We start from the raw sequence: 23278 nt of genomic DNA, 5'->3' as shown, positions 1-23278 counted from the left end.
GCGGCCAGTTCGGATGGCGCGACCGGCACCGTACTGCCGCCCTCGGGCGGCGCGGTCGAGTTCGACACGGTGATCGCCCCGGGTGGGCAGCTCACCGACCTTTCCGCCGTGCAGCGGATCCGACGGGGCACCCAATGCGGCCGACAACGTGCGCACGTCTGGCCTGACGAACACAGCGTGCACGTCCTGATCGCCCGTCGGACCTGTCCGCCGACGACCTGGGTCAGCTCCGGATGCGTGGAGCACTTCCGGCCGGACCGCCCCCAGCCTCACCCTCACCCGGCCGGAGCGGCGATCCTGCCGGGCGGCCGTGGGGGGCCGGCAGACCACCTACTGGCGCAGGTCGGCCCGCTACACCCCGCCGACAGCTCCGGCGGAGGGCGCGCGCCGGGCGCCGGAAACGGCTAGCGGGGTTGAGCCGCGTCGCGGTCGTACGAAGGGTCGCCTTCGCTCTCGAACAGGTGTAGGCACGGTGTGAGCGGGGCCCGACCGCGCGTGGAGGTGTCGGATGGAGGCAGGCGGGGTGCTGCCGGGCCGAGATCCGCAGGCCGAGGTACTGCACAAGTGCGAACGCACGCGCGTGAGTCGGCTGTACTTGACTGGTCGCACGGTCATCCGTAAGGAGCCGCTGGGGCCGGACGCCGAGTGCCGGCTGCGGCACGAGCGGGCGATGCTCGAGCGGCTGCGCGATGTCGCGGGGGTGGCGCAGCTGGAGGCGCCCCGATACCCGGGGTCCATCGTGCTGGCGGATGTTGGTGGCACCAGCCTGGCAGGGCTGGCCAAGCCGCTGCCGGCTGATGTCCTGATCGGGCTGGCGGTGGGGTTGGCCCAGGCGGTGGCGGGGATGCACCGGCGGGGTGTGATGCACCGCGACATCAGCCCGGCAAACATAGTGATCTCCGGCGACGGTGTCCCGTGCCTGGTCGATTTCGCGTTGGCGACCTCGCTCGCCGAGATCCGCCCGGAGTTCACCCACCACACGCAGATCGAGGGGACGCTGGCCTATCTGGCGCCGGAGCAGACCGGGCGCACCAGCCGCTCGGTGGACCAGCGGGCCGACCTCTACGCGTTGGGCGCGACGCTGTACGAGCTGGCCACGGGTGAGCCGCCGTTCGGTACGGAGGACCCGCTGCGCCTCGCCCACGATCACCTGGCGCGGGTGGCGGCACCGCCGGCGAAGGTGAACCCGGCGGTACCGGGGCCGCTGTCGGAGATCATCCTGCATCTGCTGGAGAAGGAACCGGACCACCGCTACCAGACCGCCGAGGGCGTGGTTCACGACCTGGAGCGGGTGCGGGAGGTTCAGGCGCGTCCGGCGGCGGCTTCGGTCCGCATCGGCGAGCACGACGTCCCGCTGCGGCTGCTGCCGCCGCGGCTGGTGAGCCGCGACGGCGAGTTGGCGGCCCTGCAGGAGGCGTTCGAGGACGCGCGTGAGGGTCGGTGCCGGGCGGTGCTGGTCGGCGGGACACCCGGGGTGGGCAAGACCGCGCTGGTCGACGAGCTGCGGCCGCTGGTGGCCGGCCGGGGCGGCTGGTTCGTGGCCGGCAAGTTCGACCAGTACCGGCGGGACCTGGAGTTCAACGCCGTCCAGCAGGCGTTTCGGGCGCTGGGCAGGCTGTTGCTGGCAGAGCCGGAGGCCGAGCTGACCGAGGTCCGGGCACGGATTCTGGCCGCGCTCGGCCCGAACGCCGGGCTACTGACCGCCGTGGTGCCGGAGTTCACCGCGCTGCTGGCGGTGCCGCCCGATCCCGGGGATCCGCTGACCGCGCAGAACCGGGCGCAGCGGGCAGGCGTGCAGGCGCTGCGGGCAGTCGCGTCGCGGAAACGCCCGGTGGTGCTGTTCCTCGACGACCTGCAGTGGGCCGGGCGCACCCCGCTCGGCCTTGTCGACATGCTGCTCGACGAGGAACCGGTTGAGGGCCTGCTGGTGGTGGGGGCCTACCGCGACGAGGACGTGGACGCGGCGGACCCGCTGGCGGCGCCGCTGTCCCGCTGGCGTGACCAGGCCCGAGCTCGGCACCTGCGACTGAACAACCTGCCCGTCCCGAGCCTCGTCACCATGGTCACCGAGATGCTGCACGCGGCCCCGGCAGCCACGGCGGGTTTGGCCGCGGTGATCGAGCCGCACACGTCCGGCAACCCGTACGAGACCGTAGAGCTGCTCAACGCGCTGCGCCGCGACGGCGTGCTCACCGCGACCGCCGCGGGGTGGCGGTGGGACACGGCGACGGTGCGCGACCATCTGCGCCGGTCAAAGGTCGGCGAGCTGCTGGCGGCACGCATCGGGACCGTACCGCCGCGGTCCCGGCAGCTGGTGGAGGCGATGGCCTGTCTGGGCGGGCGCGCCGAGCTGAGCCTGCTGCAGACTGCGACCGGCGCCCCGGCGACCGAGGTGCAACCGATGCTGGCGCCCGCCCTTGCCGAAGGCCTTCTCGTCATGGAGCCCGGCGCCCACGAGGCGGTGCGGTTCCGCCACGACCGGATCCGCGAGGCGATCCTGCGCGAGCTCGACCCGGGGAGGCGACGCACCCTGCAGCTGGCCACGGCCCGGCGGCTGGCCGGCGTGTCTGAGTTGTATGCGGTCGCCGCCGAGCAGTACCTGCCGGTCGTTGACGGGATCGACAATGCCGGCGAGCGGCGTCGGGTGGTGGGGCTGCTGCGGCGCGCCGCCGAACAGGCCAGGTTGATCGGGGACCACGCGCTGGTGAACGCGCTGCTGGCCGCCGCGCTGCGGCTGATCGACCCGGGTGAGACCGCCACGCTGGTCGCGGTGCACAGCGACCGCCACGCCGCCCTCTACGGCCTGGGGAGCCTGGATGAGGCGGACGAGGAGTACCGCACGATCGAAGGGCTGGGCCCCACCGCATTGGACCGCGCGGTCGCGACGGCGGTGCAGGTGAGCAGCCTGACCCACAGGAACCGATTCGCTGACGCGATCGGGCTCGGCATCGACTTGCTGCGTGAGCTCGGCATCACCGTGCCAGTGGCGGACCAGCTCGCCGCCGAGCTCGACCACCAGTTCGACCGTCTGTACCGGTGGCTGAATCGCACCGACGCTGCCGAGGACATGGCTCGGCCCGATCTCACAGAGCCGACACTGCTTGCCACGACCCGTCTGATCGACGCAGTCCAGCCGGCGGCCTACTTCGCCGGCGGCGACGGCACGGTCGCCTGGCTGAGCCTGGAAGCGCTGCGGATCTGGCTCGAGCACGGCCCTGGCCCGACCCTCATCGGACCTGCCAGCGCCGCCGCCGTCGCCGCGGTGGCGCGGCGCGGCGACTACGCCGCCGGATACCGGGCGGTGCGCCGGGTCCTGGCGCTGGGAGAGGTCCGCGCCTACGAGCCCGGCACCTCCGAAGCCCGACGCCGGTTCGCTCTGCTGAGCTGCTGGTTCGAGCCGATCGAGAACGGTGTCCAAGCCGCGGGGCGGGCCCGAGAGGGGCTGATCGCGGGAGGCGACCTGGCCAACGCCGGCTACACCTACCATCCGACCGCGCATTACCTGCTGGACTGCGCGCCGTCGCTGGACGTCGTCGCCGCCGAGATCGAGGCGGGGCTGGCCTTCGTGCGCCGGACCGGCAACGAGCAGACCGGGCAGTGGCTCGACAGCTACCAGTGGCTGGCCGATGTACTGCGTGGCGAAAACACCGCCACAATCGGTAAGACGGTCCTCACCGACAGATACGCCGGCAACCGGATGGCGCTCTTCCACGCGCGTCTCAGCCACGCGCTCGTCGCCGCGGTCTTCGGCGATCCCGTCGGCCTGATGCAGCACACCGCGGCGGCGATGCCGCTGCTGTCGGCTTTACCTGGCCTCTACCCCACCGCCCTGGCCCGTCTGCTGCGCGGGTTGGCCCTCGCCGAGCAAGCTCGCGCCAGCCACGGTGACGAACGCGGCCGTCTGCTGTCCGAACTGGACGAGGTGACGCAGTGGCTGGCCGCCCGCGCCGCGGACGCGCCGGACAACTTCCGGCACCTGCAGCGGTTGCTGGAGGCGGAGCGGGCCTGGGCGGTCGACGACTTCCGCACCGGCGCCCTCGCCTTCGACACCGCCCGGCGCGAGGCCGCCGGCCGGCAGCGCCCGTGGCACCGCGCCCTCATCACCGAACGCTCCGCCCGCTTTTACCTCGCACACGGGTTGGAGCAGGCCGGCCGCGACCTCATCGCCCTCGCGCGGCAGTACTACGCCGCATGGGGCGCGACGGCGAAGGTCGCCCATCTGGACTGGGCCTACCCGACCTCACGGCTGGGAGCACTCACGACCAGCGAACCCGGCGGCGACCGGCGTGCCGATGATCTCCGGCTGTCCTCGACGGTCACGACCGGCACGCTCGACCTGCTCGGCATCCTCGCCGCGACGCAGGCGCTCAGCTCGGAGACCAACATCGAACGCTTGCACACCCGCGTCGTCGAGGTGCTCAGTGCGATGACCGGCGCCACCAGCGTGCACCTGCTGTTGTGGGACGACGACCGCCACGACTGGCTGCTGCGCGCACCGAACCACATCACAGAAACCGCCACGACTGGCGGCCCGCATGAACGCGACCTGCCGATGTCGGCAGTGCGCTACATCCAGCGGACGGCTGAGGTGCTGATCGTCGTCGACGCCACCCGCGACGACCGCTTCGCCCGCGATCCGTACATCGCCGGCCTCGGCGCCTGTTCGTTGCTGGCCATGCCCATCCTCGGCCGCGGCGCGCTGCGGGCGGTGCTGTTGCTGGAGAACCGCCTCATGCGCGCCGCATTCACCACAGAACGGCTCGACGCCGTCAGGCTCATCGCCGCGCAGCTCGCCGTCTCCCTCGACAACGCCCAGCTCTACGCCGACCTCACCGCCTCGCGCGCGCGTATCGTCGCCGCCGCCGACCAGGCCCGTCGGCGGATCGAGCGGGACCTGCATGATGGCGCCCAGCAACGTCTGGTCACGCTCGCCATGCGCGCGCGGATCGCCCGAGCGGCCGTACCGCCCGAGTCCGGCGCGCTGACGGAACAGCTGGAGGCTCTCGCGACCGAAGCCGCCACGGCCATGAACGAGGTGCGCGAGCTCGCCCGCGGCATCCATCCCCCGGCCCTCGCCCAGGGCGGACTGCTCCCCGCCCTCAACGCGCTCGCCCGCCGATCGAGCGTCCCGGTGCGGATCAAGGCGCCCGCCGGCCGACGGTTGCCGGAGCCGGTCGAAGTCGCGGCCTACTACGTAGTCGCAGAGGCGCTGACGAACGCCACCAAACATGCCGAGCCCTCGATCGTGACCGTAGAGGTCGAGATCAACACCACGCCGGCCGGCGTCGTCCTGCGGGTCCAGGTCCACGACGACGGCCGCGGCGGCGCGCACTTCACCGGCGGGACCGGCCTGCTCGGACTCAAGGACCGCGTCGAGACGCTCGGCGGCCGCCTCGCCCTGCGCTCTGCACCCGGTGCCGGCACCGCCGTTCTGGCCGAGTTCCCCCTGGAGCGCGCGGGCGTGGGCCCGAGCTGAGCAGGAGTCATCTCAATCTCCGACGTCGCGGACCAGCGACTTGATCGCCGCGGCGGACAGCGTCGGCTTCCACACGAACCCGATGGCCGGGCTCGCATCGATCAGGTCGGTGAGGTCCTCCTCGGCGTTCACGGAAATCAGGATCAGGTGACCAGCGTCGAGATTCGGGTGGCCGGCCAGGTGCCGTGCCAGCTCGAAGCCGTCGGTCGTGCCGAGATCGACGTCGATAAGCGTCACGTCGGGACGCAGTTCGGCAGCGCGGACAAGCGCGTCGGCACCCGTCGAGGCGACGCCGACGATCCGTAGACCCTCCTGCTCGAGCAGTGTCCGTGCGGCGCACAGGAAATCCAGGCTGTCGTCGACAAGCAAGCACCGCAGGGTCACGATCATCAGGCTAGGGCCGCCACGCTGGCCCGACTACGCAGCTAGCCGCTATCCGAGCGGGCAGAACCTCATGGTCACCCCCTCCCCTACCCTGGGCGCCCCTGGACACGACCGGCCTCCCGGGTAGCAGGGTTTCCGGCGGGCGGATCTCCGGGCCGGCCATTGGCTGCTGACCGGGCAGACAGCGCCTCGTGAGCCCGCGATAGTGGGACTCGCAGCCCATCGCTCGGCGTGAGCCGTGGAGTCCGCACGACCTCCTCATCGACCCGGACGTCGGCGGCACTGGTCAAGAGGAGTCTCATGATTTTCCGTTGTCGCATCCGGCCTACTCGTCCGCCTTCCGGTGCACCGCACACTCGCGCCGCCGACAACGCCCCCGTTCCCCGGTGTGGTGTGCTGCTCGGCGGCCGCTACCGGCTCGCGAAACGAGTGGGCCGTGGGGCGACGGCGGACGTGTGGCGTGCCCACGACGAACTGCTGGACCGGGACGTCGCGATCAAGCTGTTCCGCCCACACAACTTGATCGGCGCCGAGGCTCGGCTCACCACTCGGGTACGGGATCCCAACGTCGTCGCCGTGCACGACCTGGTGCTGCACCGCGGTTCGGCCTCCCTGGTGATGGACTACCACCCCGGCGTGAGCCTCGCCGAGCTGCTGCGAGACCGGCACCGGCTGCCACCGTCCGTCGTCGCCGCACTCGGCCTGCAACTGTCCGCCGCACTGGAGGCGGTGCACGAGGCCGGCGTCGTGCACTGCGACGTGAAGCCGGCGAACCTGATGATCACGGACACCGGCAGGCTGGTCCTGATCGACTTCGGCATCGCCGAGCTCAGTGGCGGCGAGCCGGCCCACCCCGCCCGCCGCACCGGCGACGTCGTCGGCTCTCCGGCGTACACCGCCCCGGAGCTCGTTCTGGGCGACCCGCCGCGCCCCGCCTCCGACTTGTGGTCTCTCGGGACCGTGCTCTTCACCGCCGTCCAAGGCCGGCCTCCCTTCCTGCACGAAGGCCTCGTCCCGACGCTCACCGCGGTGCTCCACGATCCGCTGCCCCCGGCCTCGCGAGCCGGTCGCCTTCGGCCACTAGTGGAGCAGCTGCTGGTCAAGGACCCTGCGGCGCGGCCGTCCTCGGCAGCGATCCGGTCGATGCTCGTCGAGGCCTACCGCGCGTCGTTCTCGAGCACGGCGGATGTGCGTGCTGTGGCGCCGCGCAAGCCCGTGTACGCGCGCTCCCGGCGGGCGGCATGAGCACGTTGAGGTCCGTCTGGATCTGCCACCGGTGCGAGGTGCTCGGCGCCGACCCGGTCATGGAGCCCGAGTGCTGGATTTGCGGTGGCCCGGTCACCTTGACGCCAGGGCCATGCCCACCGGGGTGGACAACCAGATGTCCGGGGTCGTCGCTCGCGAGGGCAGCGCTATCTGATGGCCAACACCACCGGGCCCCGCGCGCCACGAGAGGTCAAGACCGAGCTGGTGGAGATGCACGGGAAGGTCTTCCGCAAGGTGTATGTCGGGCCGACCACAAGCCACGGCTTGGTCGAGGAGTACTGGATCTACATTGGAATGATCGAAGTCGACACCGACCACGCCGCATGACCCAGGGAAATCTGCGACGAGCGGGCGGGCGCTGATGACACGTGGCGATAATCGTGAGCGAATCGCCCGCGCTCTGCCCGAGTAACGACGATCCAATCGGTGACGCGTTGGCCCGAATTGTCGCGATCCCACTGCACACCCAGTGCACACGCGACGCCGGCGCACCGGCCCCGCCCGGTATTATCGGCCGCAGGCGGCTCGGAGTGGCCCCATGTCCCAACCGACTGTTGGTTCCCGTGCGCTGGGATTCCAACCTCGTCCTTGAGCACTCGCGCGAAGTGCAGCAGGTTCCATGGCAATGCAGTGGTGTTCGGTCATGAGGGGTCCTGTTCGGTCGGCACGGCGGGTTCGCCGCCATTGATGAAGGCGTCGCGCGGGTGTTGCACCGACGCCAGCGAGAGGATGTCGCGGCCGAACAACGCGGCGGTCAGCCAGATCACGAGCACGCGGACCTTGCGTTCCCAGCTGGGCACGGCCAGCACGTGGTAGCCGCGGTGCATCAGCCAAGCGAGCGGCCCTGTGATCACGAGTCGCCGGTACTGGAAGATGCCGTGACCGATGCCGAGCGCCGCAATAGCGCCGAGGCTGTGGTGCCGGTAGTTCTTCGGCTTTCCGCCGTGCAAGGTCGCGACGATGTTGCGGGCGAGCAGCTTGCCCTGGCGGACGGCGTGTTGGGCGTTGGGCACCGTGCGGGTGCCCGGGGTCGGGGAGGTGAGGTCCTCGATCCCCGCGTCGTCCCCGGCGGCCCAAGCGTCGGGTGCCGGTTCGGTGTCGGTGCCGACCCGCAGGTCGGGCCGGGTGACGAGGAAACCGCGCTCGTCCACCGGCAGGTCGGTGCGCATGCCCACGACCGGGTTCGCCGCGTTGCCCGCCGTCCACACGATGAGCTCCGAGTCGAACTCCTCGCCGGTGGAGAGCACCACGTGCCCACCGGTCGCCGACTTGACCTGCGTGTCCAGGTACACCTGCCCACCTCGCTGTTGCAGGAAGCGCACGACCCAGCGGCCAGACCGCTCGGTGACCTCGGGCAGGATCCGGCCTGACGCCTCGATGAGGTGGAACCGCAGCTCGTCGCGGTGCAGTTCGGGGTAGCGCTGCAGCAACGCGGTCGCCAGCGACAGCAGCTCGGCGAAACCCTCGACGCCGGCGAAGCCGCCGCCGACGAAAGTGACGGTGAGCAGCTTCTGCCGCTGCGGGCCCGGCGGTAGCGTGGCCGCCCGGTCGAAAGACGTCAGCAGCCGGTCGCGGATTGCGACCGCCTCCTCCACGTGCTTGAGACCGATCGCCTGCTCGGCGATACCGGGCACCGGGAACTTGCGGGTGACCGCGCCCGCGGTGACCACGATGAGGTCGTAGCCCAGTTCGAACGTGTCGCCGTCGGCGGGCCGGACCGTGACCACGCGGTGCTTGTGGTCGATCGCGCTGACCATCCCAGCGATGACGCGCGTGCGGTGCAGATGGCGACGCAGCGACACCGCGGCGTGCCGGGCCTCGATCGACCCGGCCATCACCTCGGGCAAGAACGGCTGGTAGGTCATGTATGGCCGCGGGTCGACCACCGTCACTTCAGCCTCGCCCCGACGCAGCTTCTTTTCGAGTTTCCACGCGGTGTAGAAGCCAGCGTAGCCACCGCCGACGATCAAGATCTTGCGCATGATGCTCTCCCTTTTCTTGGGCGCGGTGACCGGGGATACGGAACCGACAATGGCGGTATCGTCAAGGACGGCGTTCAGCAGGCCGGGCGATACATCGAGTACGACGCACGAGTGCGATCCTTCGACAGGCTGACCATTTATATGCCTTGCGCCAACTCGGCTCGACTCAGTTGAGCCGACCAGGTAGATATCAAGGATTCCCTATTCGTCCGGCGCCGGAACAGATGCTCAGTTGCCAGATTGCCGATAACGCGGACCCCAGTGCTCCCGTAAACCTAGGGTCGACCGTTCGTTCGTCTCCGCACGTTGATGGGGAGCGGCGGAGGCCGCCGCGGACGCAGCCCCGGACGGGGACGTTGGGGGCCTCGACGAATTCCCTCCGCAGAGCCTGGTCCGGTGGTGCCGTCCCATGCCGTTCGACCAGCCGGCGCAGGAACGATTCGACGCGCCCGTACGCCGCACCGGCCTCGGCCAGGGCCGTGTCCGAGTACTCGATCGCCGACCAGTCCGCCGAACGTGGCGAGGACCCGGTGAGCCGACGCTGGGTGTCCTTCCCGGCTCCGAGGTCGCGGTTGGTGCGCGAACCCGAGCAGATTGCGGTCGCCGAAATACCGGAACCCCTGCACCTCATCCGCCGCCGTGATCGCCCCGGCGAACCGGGTAAGGATCCGGGTGGTGAGCTCGAAGCACAGCATCGCGGCGGTGGCGGGCCCGAGGATCGCCTGTGGTTGCGCGCGCTGGAGACGGACCGCCATCTTGACAGCCGCCGTGCGCTCGTCGAGCACTGGTCATGGCGTGCATCTCACGTCGACGCGGAGCCCCGCCCTCGACTCATCACCTTCCGGGGATTGCCGCATCCGAGCCCGCACGGCCACTCCTACTCGACAGATTCTGGACTATCTGTTCCATGTTCCGTCGTCCCCGTTTCACGCTGCGCCGCAACGCGCCGTCCCGAGCTCGCACACCGGTCAGGGCCGCCCCGGATCCTGATCAAGGCCGCGTTCCGCTCGGGAGTCTCGACTCGGGCGGGCTCGCCGCTGGCCACATTGCCGCCCATCAGGGCGATTGCCTGCTCCCCCAGGCGGCGCGCAGCACGCCTCCCGATAGCGGTGGCGCTGGACCTCTCGCTCGACAGCATCGAGGCCCGGAGGGCGCGCAGCGATCGCGCGTCCCAGGCGGCGAGCTGACGCCACTCCGGGCCGGCCGCCACCACATAGTCGGACTTGACAGTCCAGTATCGCGACGGCCATATTGGGTCTGTCCAGGCCGCAGCCGGACTTCCGCCGGACGCCGAGGCCTGCCCTCCGAGCGCCGGCGACGGCGACCGAGAGGGATTACCAGATGGCATTGACGAGGGGATTTACCGGTCGCAGCCGCGGTGCGCGCGACTCGCGGCTGCCCCCCGGCCAGTACGACGCCGGCACGAACTGGCCGGTCTTACACGTCGAGCCGACTCCTAGCATCGACACTGCCACGTGGAGCTTCGAGATCGACGGTCTCGTCGATAAGCCGGTTCGTTGGAGCTGGGATGAGATCCATGCGTTGCCGGCCTCTCGGTACGAGGGCGCCATCCACTGTGTGACCACATGGTCGAAGTTCGGCATGCGGTTCGACGGCGTATCCGTCGACACTCTCCTCGACGTCGCGGGTGTCGGTGACGACGCAGCGTTCGCATTGGCAAGATCCCACACTGGTTACACCACGAACTTCCCGCTCGAGGACCTCACCGGCGGCAAGGCCTGGGTCGTGTGGGACATCGACGGCGCCCCGTTGGCCAGCATCCACGGCGGCCCGGCCCGCCTTCTCGTGCCCCACCTGTACTTCTGGAAGAGCGCGAAGTGGGTATCGGGCCTGACATTGTTCGCCGAGGACCAGCGGGGCTTCTGGGAGCAGCGCGGCTACCACTACAGGGGTGATCCGTGGCTCGAGCAGCGCTACCAGGGGGATTGATGACCACAGTCTCCGGAGGGCCGCCCCACCCGGGACCGTGGCAGCCCGCCAGGGTCACCGGCATCCGCCGAGAGACCCCCACGGCGAAGACCTTCACCCTCACGCTGCCCCAACCGCGCTCGTTCTGGGCCGGCCAGTACTTCGTCGTGCGCCTGACCGCACCTGACGGGTATCGGGCCCAGCGGTCCTACTCGATCGCCAGCGCACCGTCGGACTCGGCGGAGGTCGATCTCACCGTCGAGATTCTGCCGGGCGGCGAGGTGTCGGGCTTCCTCAACGAGGCCGTCGAGGTGGGAGACGTGCTCGACGTGCGGGGCCCGATCGGCGGCGACTTCGCCTGGGATCTCCGGCCCGCGCTCGGGTTGGCCGGCGGTTCCGGGATCGTGCCGCTGATGTCGATGCTGCGCCACGCACGCAAGCTCGGCCAGCCGGGCCTCTTCCGCCTTGTCGTCTCGGTACGTAGCCCCGAAGAGCTGTACTACGCCGCCGAGATTCAGGGACCGGACGCCTCGATCGTCTTCACGCGCGCCGTCCCCGACGGGCATGTTCGTCCACCGGGTCGTCTCATGGCCCGGGAACTCGCTGCAGCGCTTGACGGGGACCGTGATGTCTATGTCTGCGGCTCCACTGCCTTCTGTGATGCCGCCACCCAGTTGGCCGCGGCCGCTGGTGTGCCCGTTGAAAGGATCAGGGTCGAGCGGTTCGGATTCTCGGGATGACCGGCCCGGGGTCCCAGTACGAGACGAAAGGAATCGAATGATGATCGAGCAGCAGCGGGCAGTTCTCGCCGGAGGTTGCTTCTGGGGAATGCAGGACCTCATACGCTCCCGCCCCGGTGTGTTGGCCACCCGTGTGGGCTACACCGGCGGTGACACCCCCAACGCCACCTACCGCAATCACGGCTCACACGCCGAGGCCATCGAGATCGCCTACGACCCGGCCGCCACCACTTACCGCGACCTGCTGGAGTTCTTCTTCCAGATCCACGACCCCAGCACCCCGAACCGGCAGGGCAACGACGTCGGCATGTCCTACCGGTCGGCGATCTTCTACCTCGACGACGAACAGCGCCGGGTCGCCGAGGACACGATCGCTGATGTCGACGCCTCCGGGCTGTGGCCGGGCAAGGTCGTCACCGAGGTCACGCCGGCCGGCCCGTTCTGGGAGGCCGAGCCCGAACACCAGGACTACCTGCTGGCCTACCCCCACGGCTACACATGCCACTTCCCGCGGCCGGACTGGGTGCTGCCGCGACGCCGTGACGTCGCGTCACGGCCGTCGTCCCAGCTGACCTGACGATCGCAACCATGGACGGATCGGCGACGGGGACGAGTCCCACGCTGCTGCGGATCCGCGAGGAGATCATCGCCGACCCGGCCAACCGGGACGCGACCGCCGCGGGCCTGCAGCCGATCTACACCGCGCACCCGGCCGCCCGGATCGTCCTCATCGGGCAGGCCCCGGGAACACGCGCGCAGCGCAGCGGGATCCCCTGGAACGACCCGAGCGGCGTGACGCTGCGACGCTGGCTCGGGGTGACCGACGACCAGTTCTACGACCCGATGTTGTTCGCGATCTTGCCGATGGACTTCTACTACCCGGGCAAGGGAGCCCACGGCGACCTGCCGCCCCGCCCCGACATCGCACCACGCTGGCATCCACGGCTCCTCGCGGAGCTTCCGCACGTCCGGCTCACCGTCCTGATAGGCCGGCACGCCCAGAAGCACTACCTGCCCGAAGCCGCCGGAGCGAACCTCACCGACACAGTCCGGGCGTTCCGCGACTACCTGCCCGACCGCATGCCCCTCGTCCACCCGTCACCACTGAACTTCCGCTGGCAGACTCGCAACCCGTGGTTCGCCGAGAAGACCGTGGCGGCGCTGCGCGCCCGCGTGCACGCGGTCCTCCAGCCGGACGGCGATCCGGCCGGTCACGAGGCCAGAGTCTGAACGAACCACATCCCCATGGCCGTGCTCGGATATGGCTGAGCTGCGCGTCAGTAGCCGTTGAGTTGTTCTCGGTCCTGCCGCTCGGCGGCCAACACTTCCCCTGTGGCCACGTGTCCCACCGCTGGTCGATGCGCCCTCGAACAGTGCGTGCAGGCCGGGCGGGTTCAATGCTTCGAGTTCGACCTGGACGAGTCGGCCGTAAGTCGCGGTGAGCCGGCCCCCGTGAGATCAGCAGACTCCGGCGCCACATTGTTCCGTGGAGTTGTTTCGCTGCTACAGACCGGACCCAGCTCAAGACGACGGAAGGATCTGGGCTGGCGGCAAGGACGGCGTCGAGTTGGCGCTAGTTGGCTGGCTCGAGGTTGGCGGGGTCGCTCATGATCCAGCCCACGAAACGGCGTACCGAGGGCAGCTTCGACGGCGGCACGGGCAGACGCCGGTCAGGACTGCTCGCGTGGAACGCGCGTAGGTAAGCGCGCTGACGACCACCGGGCCGCGGTCGGTGATCTCCTCGAACAGCGTGGCGGCGTTGGTGCAGCCCTCCTGTTGTCCGCGTGTTGGTGGGGCTTCCCCGAGTGGGGCTGATCAGCTCGCTGCGTCGGATGCACGTTTCTGCGGTAGCGCGAGGGCTTCCACGTTGCGGATCGCGAAACCGAGCGCCAGTGCCATCGGCCGCCCACTTCGTCTGGCCTGTGAGAGGAGGTATCCGCCCTGGTAGGCCGCCACGATGCCGGTGGCGAGTTCGGCAGGGTCGGCCCGGGCATCGAGTTCGCCACGGTCCTGCATCCGGCGGATGCCCGCGGCGAGGTACGACTCCCAGTTCTGGAATGCAGCGTTGATCAGAATCCGCGCTGGTTCGGACTGATCCGCCAGCTCACTGGCCAGCGACCCGATCGCGCAGCCGTGCGCTCCGTGGCGCTCGTCGACGAAACGAACGACCGCATCGCGCCAACGCCGCAGACCCTGCAATGAGCTGAGTTGTTCCAGGTGGGGTTCGTGCCGCTCCATCACACGTGCGGTCTGCATTCTGATCACCGCGGTGACCAGAGCGTCCTTGTCGTCGAAGTAGTGGTAGAGCTGTGACTTGCTGGTACCGGAGGCCTCGACCACCTGGTCCATCGTCGTGCCGGCGACCCCGTTGGCGTGCATGAGCTCGGCCGCGGCTCGGACGATGCGGTCGCGCGTGAGGGCACCGCGGGCGGTCAGGCGCCGCGCGGGAGACTCGGCTCCGGCACTCGTCACGGAGGCGATCCTAGCCTGACGACGTGATGCCGAAAGTCTGAGCGCGACATTGCGGACAACCTTGAGAGGAGTCGGTACGGGGCGCGCTGCCAGCTGAGGGCGTGTCACGCAGGCCGGAGCGGCTGCTCGTCGCTCGACACCGACCGGCGATGCCACAACCAAAGTAGACCAGCCAGTACGGATTCAGCTAGCGTCTGCGCGTGTCCAGATGAACCCGAGGAGCGAGCACTCAGGCCGGGATGCGGTAACGCGCGACCGGATCGTGCGGGGCGCCCCCAAGGTCGTCTTCCGGGTCGGCGTCGCGGGGATGAGCATTGAGCGAGTCCGCGCCGCGTCGTCGACCAGCCGCTTGCAGGCCTATCGCTACTTCCCAGCCAACGCAACCTCGCTCGCGATCTACAAGACTGCCCGGTGGACAGCATGATCGTCACCCCACTCTGGATCCCTGCCAGCAGAGCGGCCGCCGCCTGGTCGATGTCCAGCGAGACCGGGATCTCGCCCACCTCCTGCATCGAGCGGATGCCGGCAGCGAGTGCGGCTGCCACGTGGCGAGTAGCGGCCCGGGCATCTACCAGCGAATGTTCCCGAAGGGTCGTGACACTGCCCCTTGCTGGTGGCCGTGCGCAGACGGGTGTCGTCGAGGTGGTGGTGGCCGCCCCTCAGTCCCTCCACACCTCGGCCGCGCCCTCGATGAAGCCCGCCCGCGTCGCCACTTCCGTGCGTGTCAGCGCTCGCTACACCGCATCTCCATCCGCCGTAGGGCCACCACCCACACTCGCGCTACCGGCGTGTGCGGTCTTCCACCAATCCTGGATCGCCGCGTTCACGTCCTCCGGGCGTTCGATCTGCACCCAGTGGCCACCTCCCGGCAGGACGACAGCACGAGAGGCAGGATGCCGGAAGGTCGTCTCCTCGTACGCCGCCCTGGCCGCGTTCCTATGGATGACCAGCACGGGAACGGTGCGCCGGGCGAGGTAGTGGTCCGTCTCCGGCCGGAACGCGATCGGAGCGTGGTCCCAGAGCGCTGCGAAGCCCGCCCGGATCATCTCGGGTGACACCGAGTCCACCCGGCGCAGCACCAAGGTACGCAGCCACTCGGGCGTCTGATCGCTGAAGCTGGCTTGGCTGAGGAACCACGACGTCACGACCTCCTCGGGGTGCTCGCCCGCCAGTTTTTCCCTCGTCCTCTCGACCCTGACGCGACCCGCCTCGTCCGCCGCGTAGGACGCGTCCAGGACGACCGCACCGAGCACGTGCTTCGGCCGCTCCACCGCCATCGAGGAGGCGATCGCCCCACCGAGCGAGTGGCCGACGACCAGAGCAGGCTCGCCGGCGACCCGCTCGATGACGGCCGTCAGATCATCGAGCTGCCGATCCATGCCATACCCGTCGGCCGGGGTCGAGTGCCCGTAGCCGCGCAGGTCGTAGGCGATGACGCGGAAGTTGTGCTGCAGCAACGGAATGAGCCACGAGTAGTCGATCGAATCAGCGGTCCAGCCGTGCACGAGCACAACCGGCGTTCCGGTTCCCGTAGCCGTGTAGAAGAGTGCAGAGTCACCGATCTCGAGATATGGCATGCCGATCTTTCCCTCTTCCGGATATGTACCTGACGTGTCTCCGCGACCGGGTGCCGAGCCTGACGGCGACCCAGGTTCGTGCACGGATTCGTGCTCAGAACGGACTAGCGCGTGAAACGGACCGAGATGTCGACGAGAATGGAACGGCAGAGACGGCCGAGAACCCTGAATCCTGCGGTTGGTCCGAGGTCGATCTGGCTGGAATCGGGGACACCACGGAGCTGGAGGTCAGCTCGACCCGAGGGGACGGAACCCTGCGCCCGTTCGTGACCATTTGGGGCGTGGGCGCCGGGGACGCGATCTACGTGCAGTCCGACCACAGCAGTGGCAACGGGCTGGTTCCGCATGGCCAAAGCCGGCGGGAGCGGCCGGCTCCGCGCCGCCGGCATCGAGTGGGACGTCACGTTCGCCGAGCCGGGCCCGGTTGTGAGCGCCGGGATCGACGCCGAGCACCACCACAAGTACGACCGCTACGGTGCCTCGATCGTCGTCGACCCGAAGGTCGCAGCGGCCACGCTCCGCCAGCCCTCCAGGGTGATCGCGTCCGGATCGGGGCCACCGCGCACGCCCGTGTCGAGGGCGTCGATCGCGGCAAGCTCGTCGTCGGTGAGGGCGAAGTCGAAGACGCCGAAGTTCTCGGCGATGCGGTGGGGCTTCGTCGACTTGGGGATCGCGGAGCGCCCCTCCTGCAGGTGCCAGCGCAGCATCACTTGGGCGGGCGTCTTGCCGTGCGCCTTCGCGATCTCGCCGATGGTCGGGTCGTCGAGCGTGCTGCCGTGCTGGCCGTCGCGGTAGAACGTGATGCCGCCGATCGGCGACCAGGCCTGCGTCAGGATGCCGTGCTCGGCGTCGGCGGCCCGGACGTCGGGTTCCGAGAAGTACGGGTGGACCTCGCTCTGGTTGACCGCAGGGACGACGCCGGTGTTCTTCAGCAGGTTGTCGAGGTGGCGGGGCATGAAGTTGGAGACGCCGATTGCCCGCACGCGGCCCTCCTCGAGCAGCTTCTCCAGTGCGCGGTAGGCGTCGATCGTCAGATCGAAACGGCTGGGCAGGGGCTGGTGGAGGATGAGCAGGTCGATCTGGTCGACCCCGAGCTTGCCGGCGCTCTTCTCGAAGGCGTGCAGGGTCGCGTCGTAGCCGTAGTCCTCGATCCAGATCTTCGTCTCGACGAAGACGTCCGACCGGGCGAGACCGGAGCGGCGGATGGCCTCGCCGACCTCCTGCTCGTTCCCGTACGCGGCTGCCGTGTCGATGTGTCGGTAGCCCGTGCCGAGAGCGGCCTTGACGGCGTCGATGGTCTCCTGAGGAGGCGTCTGGAAGACGCCGAAGCCGAGAGCGGGCATCTCGACGCCGTTGTTCAGGGTCAGATTCGATGTCATGGCTTCACGCAGGCATGAAATCGACGCCTTCGGGCTCAGGCGCGAGTGAATAGGACTCGGACATCGCGGTCTCCTGTTCGTGTTGGTTGAACTGCGATGCGGCGATCACGACTCAGCACTCCGTCGATCTACCCAGGCGAGATGAGGCCCTTGTAGAACAGCCAGCACCGGAACTGGACTATCTGTTCCAGGCTACGACATCGAGCAGCCAGCCCGCAGGAGGGGCAGCAAGTGGCGCGCACCACATCGCCCCTTCGTCCTCCACGCAACGCGCGATGCATCCCGATGGCCATGCAGTCAACCAGCGGACCTGCATAAACCAGGGAAACAGTGCCCGGGCCTCCCAGCGAACAGCAAGCAACCGGACATGCCCTCAAGCGGGTGGCGGTGCTCCGATCGAGCGTCCGCCCCACTGTCCGCGCTCGCCCATCCACACCGGAGTGCGCTGGAATACGGACCACTTAGCACCAACGAAGCAGCCGAGAGATGCGGTTTGCGCCGAGGTTCGCCGGAGTCCGCGTAGGTAGCCGACCCGCTGTCGAGACGCTGAGAGGGCGCCCGCAGCGCGTGGCCCCGTCCTGCTTGTCCTGCCCGGACCCCTATCCCGCCTGTTATCGGCCCACGCGCGAGGCGATCGGTATGGTCGCACATGGACGGGAGCCAGGCACACGTTGACTCTGACCGTTTAGTCCAACACGCAGGACTTGATCCGCGTCGCGACTCCGAGAGAGCGCAGGCAATCGTCCTGGTCTCGCGTCATCAGGTGCGAGATCGGCGGTAACCGCGGCGTGCACGCGCGCTCAGGTGTCGACGCTCACGGGTGGCTGTGGGAGATCATGCGCGTTGATCAGGTTGCCAGGTGGTGATCGAGATCAGCCGGGCAGCGTGGTCGACTGACCCTCTTCGTCTGCCCGGCGACACCCGGCACGCGCTCGAAACCGACGGCCGGGCATGGACCCTCGCATCAACCACTCGCATCCGCACACAGGTTGGAGAAGGCTCACTGACGGGATGAGGCGGATGGTCAGCCGTTCAGCTTGGATCCCAAATCCGCGGCGGACCAATCGGCCCCTCACCGCCCGGGCCACGCGGCTGACGCTGCTCCACGAGGAGGGCAGGACCGGTCGCTGTCCCCAAGTCCTCACGGACGAACTTGGATGATCGTCTGCCCGCTGATCCGCTCGGTCGGATTGAAGGCCGCGACGGCATCGTTGAGGGTTGCGATGTTGCCGATGTTTGTCCGCAGCCGTCCGTCACGCCCCCGCCGGACGATCTCACCCAACTGGGCACGATCGGCCTCGACGACGAAGTCGACCGCCAGGCCGTCCGCGGGCCGCGCCTCGGGCGGGCCGGCGATGGTCACCAGTGTTCCTCCGGCCCGGATCACGCTTACGGACCGCCTTTGGATATCGCCGCCGATGACGTCGAATACCAGGTCGACGCCGCCGACGTCTTCCAAAGTGTCGTTCTCAAGGTCGACGAACTCGATCGCGCCGAAATCGAGCGTCATCTGACGGTCGACGGCGCGTCCGGTGCCGATGACGTACGCGCCGAACTCACGTGCGAGCTGAGTCACCATCGACCCGACTGAGCCGGCCGCGCCGTGCACGAGCACGCTCTGCCCCGCCTCAAGGCGGCCATGCTCGAACAGTCCCTGCCACGCGGTCAGGCCCGGCATCGGCAGGCTCGCGCCCACCGTGAAGTCGACGTCGGCCGGCAGCGGTGCGAGGTTGCGTGCCTCGATCGCCACATACTCCGCCAGCCCTCCGCCGCGATACGAGTCCGTGAGGCCGAACACCCGCTGTCCCACTGACAGCCCCGTCGTGCCATAGCCGAGGGCAGTGACCACTCCGGCCAGCTCCTGCCCGGGAATCGACGGTGTTCGGTCACGGTCGACGCGATCGGTCCAGGTCGAGGGCCACGTCAGCTCACCCGAGGTGAATCCTGACGCATGAACCTGAACAACGACGTCGTTTATCGCCGGTTTCGGCTCGGGCCGCTCCACCAGCGTCATCCCGGCCGTTCCCGCGGCCTCATCCGTCACCACAATCGCCTTCATCAGGCACCTCCCTGTATCCAGTCCTCGCCGCCACACTCTGTGTCATGCCGTGGCGATATTGTCCATGACTATTTAGCGCAGAAAAACTCGGCCAGACGAGAATGGACCGCCACGACCATCAGGCGCGCTGCTGTGCCAAACCACTGATTGCCGGCGGAGGCTTCCCGATCGATGTCATACAGATGGCATGCAAATCACCAGCCCGAACCTGATCACGTTCCCACGCCAGTCCCGGGTAGGGACCGGAGTCCAACGCATTTGCGTCGTAGGTGATCCTCGCCCGACGCGTCGTTGCCGTCATAGGCCGGGTCCTTGCTCGGTACGCGCGGCTAGACGAGCAGCACTACCGGACCGCCGCTGGTCCCCGCGATGGCTCGCTCCAGCGCCCTCGCCGCCTCAAACAGCGGCAGCGCGGCGCCGACCGGCAGGCTCAGCCGAGCAGCCCCCAGCAGCGCACAGAGCTCCGCGAGCTGAGCGGGGTCCGGGCGCACATAGACGTCGGCGACGCTGATGCCGCGATCGTCCGTCGGCGGATCGCCGGTGATGGTCGCCATCCGACCGCCGTCCCGCACCGCCAGGACGGTGTCCGTGCTCCCATCACGGACGGTGTTGACGGCGGCGTCGACGCCCACGCCACCGGTGAGCTCGCGGACGCGCTCGGGCCACCCGCTGTCGTGGTAGTCGACCACCTCGGCCGCTCCGCCCTGTGCTGTCCGATCGGCGCTGGAAGGTCCGGCAGTGGCGATGACGCGTGCCCCACGCAGGGCGGCGAGCTGCACGATCAGCCCACCGGTCGTGCCGCCGGCGCCGTGCACGAGCAGCGTCTCGCCTTCGGTGAGCTTGAGTGAGTCGGCGAGGGCCTGTTCCGCGGTCAGGGCCGGCACCGGGAACGCCGCCGCGACCTCCCACGACACGCCCAGAGGCTTCCGCACGACCAGAGCGGCATCCACGACGACGCGCTCCGCCCAGCAACCCTGTTCACGCAGCTGCAGCGGGTGACCGAGAACCTCATCGCCCTGCCGAATACCCGTGACCCGCGAGCCGACCGCGATCACCCCGCCGGCGACCTCCACGCCGAGCGCCATCGGCGGTGTCAGCCCGACGTTCCACGCGCCGGTGCGCACGATGTCGTCCCAGTTGCCAACGCCGGACGCAGCAACCTCGATCACGACCTCGTCCGGACCGGGATCACGGGGGTCGGGAAGGTCGAGCAACTCGACCCGACCACCGAACTCACGCACTCCAGCAGCGCGCATCACACATTCTCCTCTCCACTATCAACGACCTGGTACTTGGCGGACCATTCGGCGATGAGCGCGGACTCCTCCGCGCCGCCGAAGGCGTAAGCGGGTGAATTGATCGGTTGGGCCTGATCGACGTGGACCAAGACAGCCTCGTGGGCGGGATAACCCGGTCCGTTCAGATCGAGCAGCCAGGCGTGCAACCACTGGTAAACCGCCGTCCCGGGAGGATGGATCGCCGCGGTTCCGGTGAACCGATAGCCTCTGCGCCGGAGGACGTCCACCGAGTTCATTTCGATGCGCGGCTCCGCGGTGAGGTTGGCTATCGTCCCCGGGGAGGCGATGTTCATGAATGCCAGGTGTTCGTCGTCGTACACCCGCACCGATCCCTTCGGCGAAAGGTTGGGCGAGCCGTCAGGGCGCACCGTGGCGACGAAGGTGAGTTTGGCGGCCGCCACGATCAGCCGCATATCGGCGTCGATCATGCTCTAGCTCCTCTCGTTTCCCGAAAGTCCGTGGCCGGCACCGAGCGGCTCGGCAAAGTGAAAAGCGCTGATGGACAGGCCGGCGCGGGCGTAGAAGCGATGCGCGTCGCTCCGCGTCACACCCGAGTCCAGCTCGAGTGCCCGACAGCGCTCGCACTCAGGTTCAGGATTTCCTCGGTCATATGCCCTTCCTTCCTATGGAGGCGGATCCTGCTCCGGTTACCCGCCAGGCGCGGCACTGCAGTGAACTGGCCACGGAGTCCTAGCGGGCTTCCGACGCCGATAGGGCGCACCGGTACCAGGCCCACTGCGATGTCGCTGGTGGCTCGCCTACGCCCATCCCCATTGGCGTGCGTCGGCCCAGTCCCACCGGCCTGCGGTCCGGCGTTACGCCGCAGTCCACGCCACGCTAACCAGGCCGGACTCCTTAGTCCAGGTAACCGCGGGGTTGAAGTCCGTACTCGCGAGACAAGTTTGTCTCCGTCATCCGGTTCGTCCGGCTTACTTGTCGCTGACGAGGCAGCATGGGTTGACGGTCTTGCGTAACTGGCTCCCAATGTGGAGCCAGCGCTACTCGGAGGCTGGACTCAAGAGCCCTAGTTTTGGGGGAACCGCAGCGTTAAGCTGGCCCGCACTGGGATCAGGTCCGGGACGGCCGGCGCCATGGATGCGTGTCGCGGTCGCGATGCTCGCTGTTGGATGTGGGGCGAACCAGTGCTCCTCGCTCCTGCCCGTCTACCGCAGCGCCTCACATCTGCCCGATGCGTTCGCCCCCTGGCCGTCGCGACCTACGCGCTCGGACTGACTCCGGCCCTGTTGGCCGACGCCGCCCTCGCCGACCGCGCGGATCGGCGCCGCCGCTGCGACTCGCCATAGTGCTCGTCGGGTCGGAACGCCGCGTAGGTCAGTTCTCCGCGCAGATCAGGCATTTCCGCCCAACCACGCCGAAGAAGACCGTGCCCGCTCAGCGAGCTGGCGGGGTGCGACGCGGGCCGATGCAGCAGCGGACCGATCAGGAGACGTGGCGTTCCCGGTTAGACCAGCGCCGGTCCCGCGGTTCTCGCTTGAGAATCTTTCCCGGCCCCGAGAGTGGCATGGAGTCGACGAACTCGACGCTGCGGGGAACCTTGTAGCCGGCAAGGCGCTCCCGCGCGTGGTCGCGCAGTTCGTCCTCGGTGGCACTGCCGCCCTTCGTGAGGACCACGACGGCGTGCACCCGCTCGCCCCACTGAGGGTCGGGCAGGCCGATCACCGCGCACATCGCCACCGCGGGATGCGTGCCGAGGACCTTCTCCACCTCGATCGAGTACACGTTCTCCCCGCCCGAGATGATCATGTCCTTCATACGGTCGACGACGAAGAGATAGCCGTTGTCGTCGAGATGTCCGATGTCGCCGGTGTGCATCCAGCCGCCGGCCAGTGCGTCGGCCGTCTCCTGCGGGCGGTTCCAGTAGCCGAGCATCTGACTGCCCCCGCGGGCGAGGATCTGACCGGAGACGCCGCGCGGGACCTCGTTGTCCTCCTCGTCGACGACGCGTAGCTCGACATGGGGTGCCGCCTGCCCGGCGGAGCTCTGCAGGAGCGGGTCGTGGTGCTCCTGCGGGGTGAGCAACGTCATGACCGGTGCCATCTCGGTCATCGCGTAGGCCTGGGTGAGGCCCGTGCCGGGAAGCAGGGCAGTGGTGCGTTCGGTCAGGGCAGGCGAGATCGGGGAGCCGCCGTACAGCATGCGGCGCAGGCTCGACATGTCCGCTCGTGCGGCCTCGGGGGAGTTGACGAGCATCTGGATCATCGTGGGCACCAGCACCACGTCGGTGACGCGGTGCTGCTCGATCGCCCGGGCCATTGCCGCTGGATCGAAGCGGGGCAGGAACACATGGGTGCCGCCCAGGAGGTTCGCGCTCACCCATCCCGACATGTCGGCGGCGTGGAACATCGGCGCGGCGTGCAGGTAGGTGGCTCCGGGCCGGACCCAGTTGCCGGAGGCCACCGATCCGAGGGCGGAAATGATCAGGTTGTCGTGGCTGAGCATCACTCCCTTCGGCTTCCCGGTCGTGCCGCCGGTGTAGTAGATGCCGGCCAACGCGTCACCACCGCTCCGGACGTCATCGACAGGATCGCTACTAGGAGCTGTCCTCAAAGCCACATTCGTAGGGTGGCGAGGTCGATCATGGCTTGGTAGGACAGGGCGGTCTTGTCGTAACGGGTGGCGATGGCCCGGTACTGCTTGAGCCGGTTGAAGCAGCGCTCGACGACGTTGCGCCGTTTGTAGGCGGTCTTGTCGAAGG

17 protein-coding genes and 2 pseudogenes are annotated in these 23278 nt (G+C 68.8%); 9 read left to right on the top strand and 10 right to left on the bottom strand.

What is annotated here, in order from left to right; translation table 11 throughout:
- Window positions 1-595: 595 nt before the first annotated feature.
- The gene (locus HF577_RS09545) at window positions 596-5476 is read left to right on the top strand and encodes an AAA family ATPase (RefSeq protein ID WP_169395404.1); all 4881 of its coding nucleotides are present in this window, start codon (window positions 596-598) and stop codon (window positions 5474-5476) included.
- A 12-nt stretch (window positions 5477-5488) separates the two neighbouring features.
- Here the strand turns inward: HF577_RS09545 and HF577_RS09540 are convergent, their stop codons facing one another.
- On the bottom strand, window positions 5489-5866 hold the full coding sequence (locus HF577_RS09540) for a response regulator (RefSeq protein WP_169395403.1): 378 nt from the start codon (window positions 5864-5866) through the stop codon (window positions 5489-5491).
- 387 nt (window positions 5867-6253) lie between these two features.
- Here HF577_RS09540 and HF577_RS09535 point away from each other — a divergent pair, with 387 nt between their 5' ends.
- Both HF577_RS09535 and HF577_RS09530 read left to right on the top strand, forming a co-directional pair.
- Window positions 6254-7105 (top strand): serine/threonine-protein kinase, encoded by an 852-nt coding sequence (locus HF577_RS09535; RefSeq protein ID WP_169395402.1) that lies wholly within the window; start codon window positions 6254-6256, stop codon window positions 7103-7105.
- A gap of 174 nt (window positions 7106-7279) precedes the next feature.
- Window positions 7280-7453 carry a hypothetical protein gene (locus tag HF577_RS09530; protein ID WP_169395401.1) on the top strand — a complete coding sequence of 58 codons (174 nt, stop codon included), beginning with the start codon at window positions 7280-7282 and terminating at the stop codon, window positions 7451-7453.
- 314 nt (window positions 7454-7767) lie between these two features.
- On the opposite strand, the gene HF577_RS09525 is transcribed toward HF577_RS09530, so the two are convergent.
- Window positions 7768-9108, bottom strand: a complete 1341-nt coding sequence (locus HF577_RS09525; RefSeq protein WP_169395400.1) for an NAD(P)/FAD-dependent oxidoreductase — start codon at window positions 9106-9108, stop codon at window positions 7768-7770.
- A 1341-nt stretch (window positions 9109-10449) separates the two neighbouring features.
- On the opposite strand from HF577_RS09525, the gene HF577_RS09515 reads away from it, so the two are divergent.
- The 4 genes from HF577_RS09515 to HF577_RS09500 are packed head-to-tail and all read left to right on the top strand — an operon-like array spanning window position 10450 to window position 13007.
- Window positions 10450-11058 (top strand): sulfite oxidase-like oxidoreductase, encoded by a 609-nt coding sequence (locus HF577_RS09515; protein ID WP_169395399.1) that lies wholly within the window; start codon window positions 10450-10452, stop codon window positions 11056-11058.
- Complete coding sequence (locus HF577_RS09510; protein WP_312859035.1) at window positions 11028-11777, top strand: FAD-binding oxidoreductase; 750 nt, start codon at window positions 11028-11030, stop codon at window positions 11775-11777. The genes HF577_RS09515 and HF577_RS09510 overlap by 31 nt, the downstream gene beginning before the upstream one ends.
- Before the next feature lie 37 nt (window positions 11778-11814).
- On the top strand, window positions 11815-12354 hold the full coding sequence (gene msrA / locus HF577_RS09505) for a peptide-methionine (S)-S-oxide reductase MsrA (RefSeq protein ID WP_169395397.1): 540 nt from the start codon (window positions 11815-11817) through the stop codon (window positions 12352-12354).
- 11 nt (window positions 12355-12365) lie between these two features.
- Window positions 12366-13007, top strand: a complete 642-nt coding sequence (locus HF577_RS09500) for a uracil-DNA glycosylase family protein (protein ID WP_169395396.1) — start codon at window positions 12366-12368, stop codon at window positions 13005-13007.
- 585 nt (window positions 13008-13592) lie between these two features.
- On the opposite strand, the gene HF577_RS09495 is transcribed toward HF577_RS09500, so the two are convergent.
- Together HF577_RS09495 and HF577_RS09490 are read right to left on the bottom strand one after the other, a co-directional pair.
- A complete protein-coding gene (locus HF577_RS09495) occupies window positions 13593-14249 on the bottom strand; it encodes a TetR/AcrR family transcriptional regulator (RefSeq protein ID WP_169395395.1) in 657 nt (218 codons plus the stop codon).
- 734 nt (window positions 14250-14983) lie between these two features.
- On the bottom strand, window positions 14984-15826 hold the full coding sequence (locus HF577_RS09490) for an alpha/beta fold hydrolase (protein WP_169395394.1): 843 nt from the start codon (window positions 15824-15826) through the stop codon (window positions 14984-14986).
- Between HF577_RS09490 and HF577_RS40130 the strand changes: the two are divergent.
- A pseudogene (locus HF577_RS40130) lies at window positions 15820-16128 on the top strand (hypothetical protein); the annotation flags it as partial. The gene HF577_RS09490 and the pseudogene HF577_RS40130 overlap by 7 nt on opposite strands.
- 43 nt (window positions 16129-16171) lie before the next feature.
- Window positions 16172-16288 (top strand): annotated as a pseudogene (locus HF577_RS40125) (hypothetical protein); the annotation flags it as partial.
- Window positions 16289-16296: 8 nt separating this feature from the next.
- Here the strand turns inward: HF577_RS40125 and HF577_RS09480 are convergent.
- The 6 genes from HF577_RS09480 to HF577_RS38080 form a co-directional block, all read right to left on the bottom strand.
- Entirely contained in the window at window positions 16297-17205 is a 909-nt protein-coding gene (locus HF577_RS09480) for an aldo/keto reductase (protein ID WP_169395393.1), read from the bottom strand.
- Between the two features lie 1141 nt (window positions 17206-18346).
- Entirely contained in the window at window positions 18347-19264 is a 918-nt protein-coding gene (locus HF577_RS09475; RefSeq protein ID WP_169395392.1) for an NADP-dependent oxidoreductase, read from the bottom strand.
- Between the two features lie 329 nt (window positions 19265-19593).
- Window positions 19594-20520, bottom strand: coding sequence for an NADP-dependent oxidoreductase (locus HF577_RS09470; protein WP_169395391.1), 927 nt, complete (start codon window positions 20518-20520; stop codon window positions 19594-19596).
- Window positions 20520-20990 carry a pyridoxamine 5'-phosphate oxidase family protein gene (locus tag HF577_RS09465; protein ID WP_169395390.1) on the bottom strand — a complete coding sequence of 157 codons (471 nt, stop codon included), beginning with the start codon at window positions 20988-20990 and terminating at the stop codon, window positions 20520-20522. Before HF577_RS09465 ends, HF577_RS09470 begins: the two co-directional genes overlap by 1 nt.
- Window positions 20991-22002: 1012 nt before the next feature.
- Window positions 22003-23136, bottom strand: coding sequence for an AMP-binding protein (locus HF577_RS09460; RefSeq protein WP_312859034.1), 1134 nt, complete (start codon window positions 23134-23136; stop codon window positions 22003-22005).
- Window positions 23127-23278 (bottom strand): transposase (locus HF577_RS38080; protein ID WP_169396646.1); only part of this gene is annotated, 152 nt, incomplete at its 5' end. The genes HF577_RS38080 and HF577_RS09460, both read right to left, overlap by 10 nt.

The organism is Pseudonocardia xinjiangensis (assembly GCF_012911925.1).
GTDB lineage: Bacteria > Actinomycetota > Actinomycetes > Mycobacteriales > Pseudonocardiaceae > Pseudonocardia > Pseudonocardia xinjiangensis.
The sequence above is the reverse complement of the archived record's forward strand: the minus strand, read 5'-3'. Positions and strand labels throughout refer to the sequence as shown.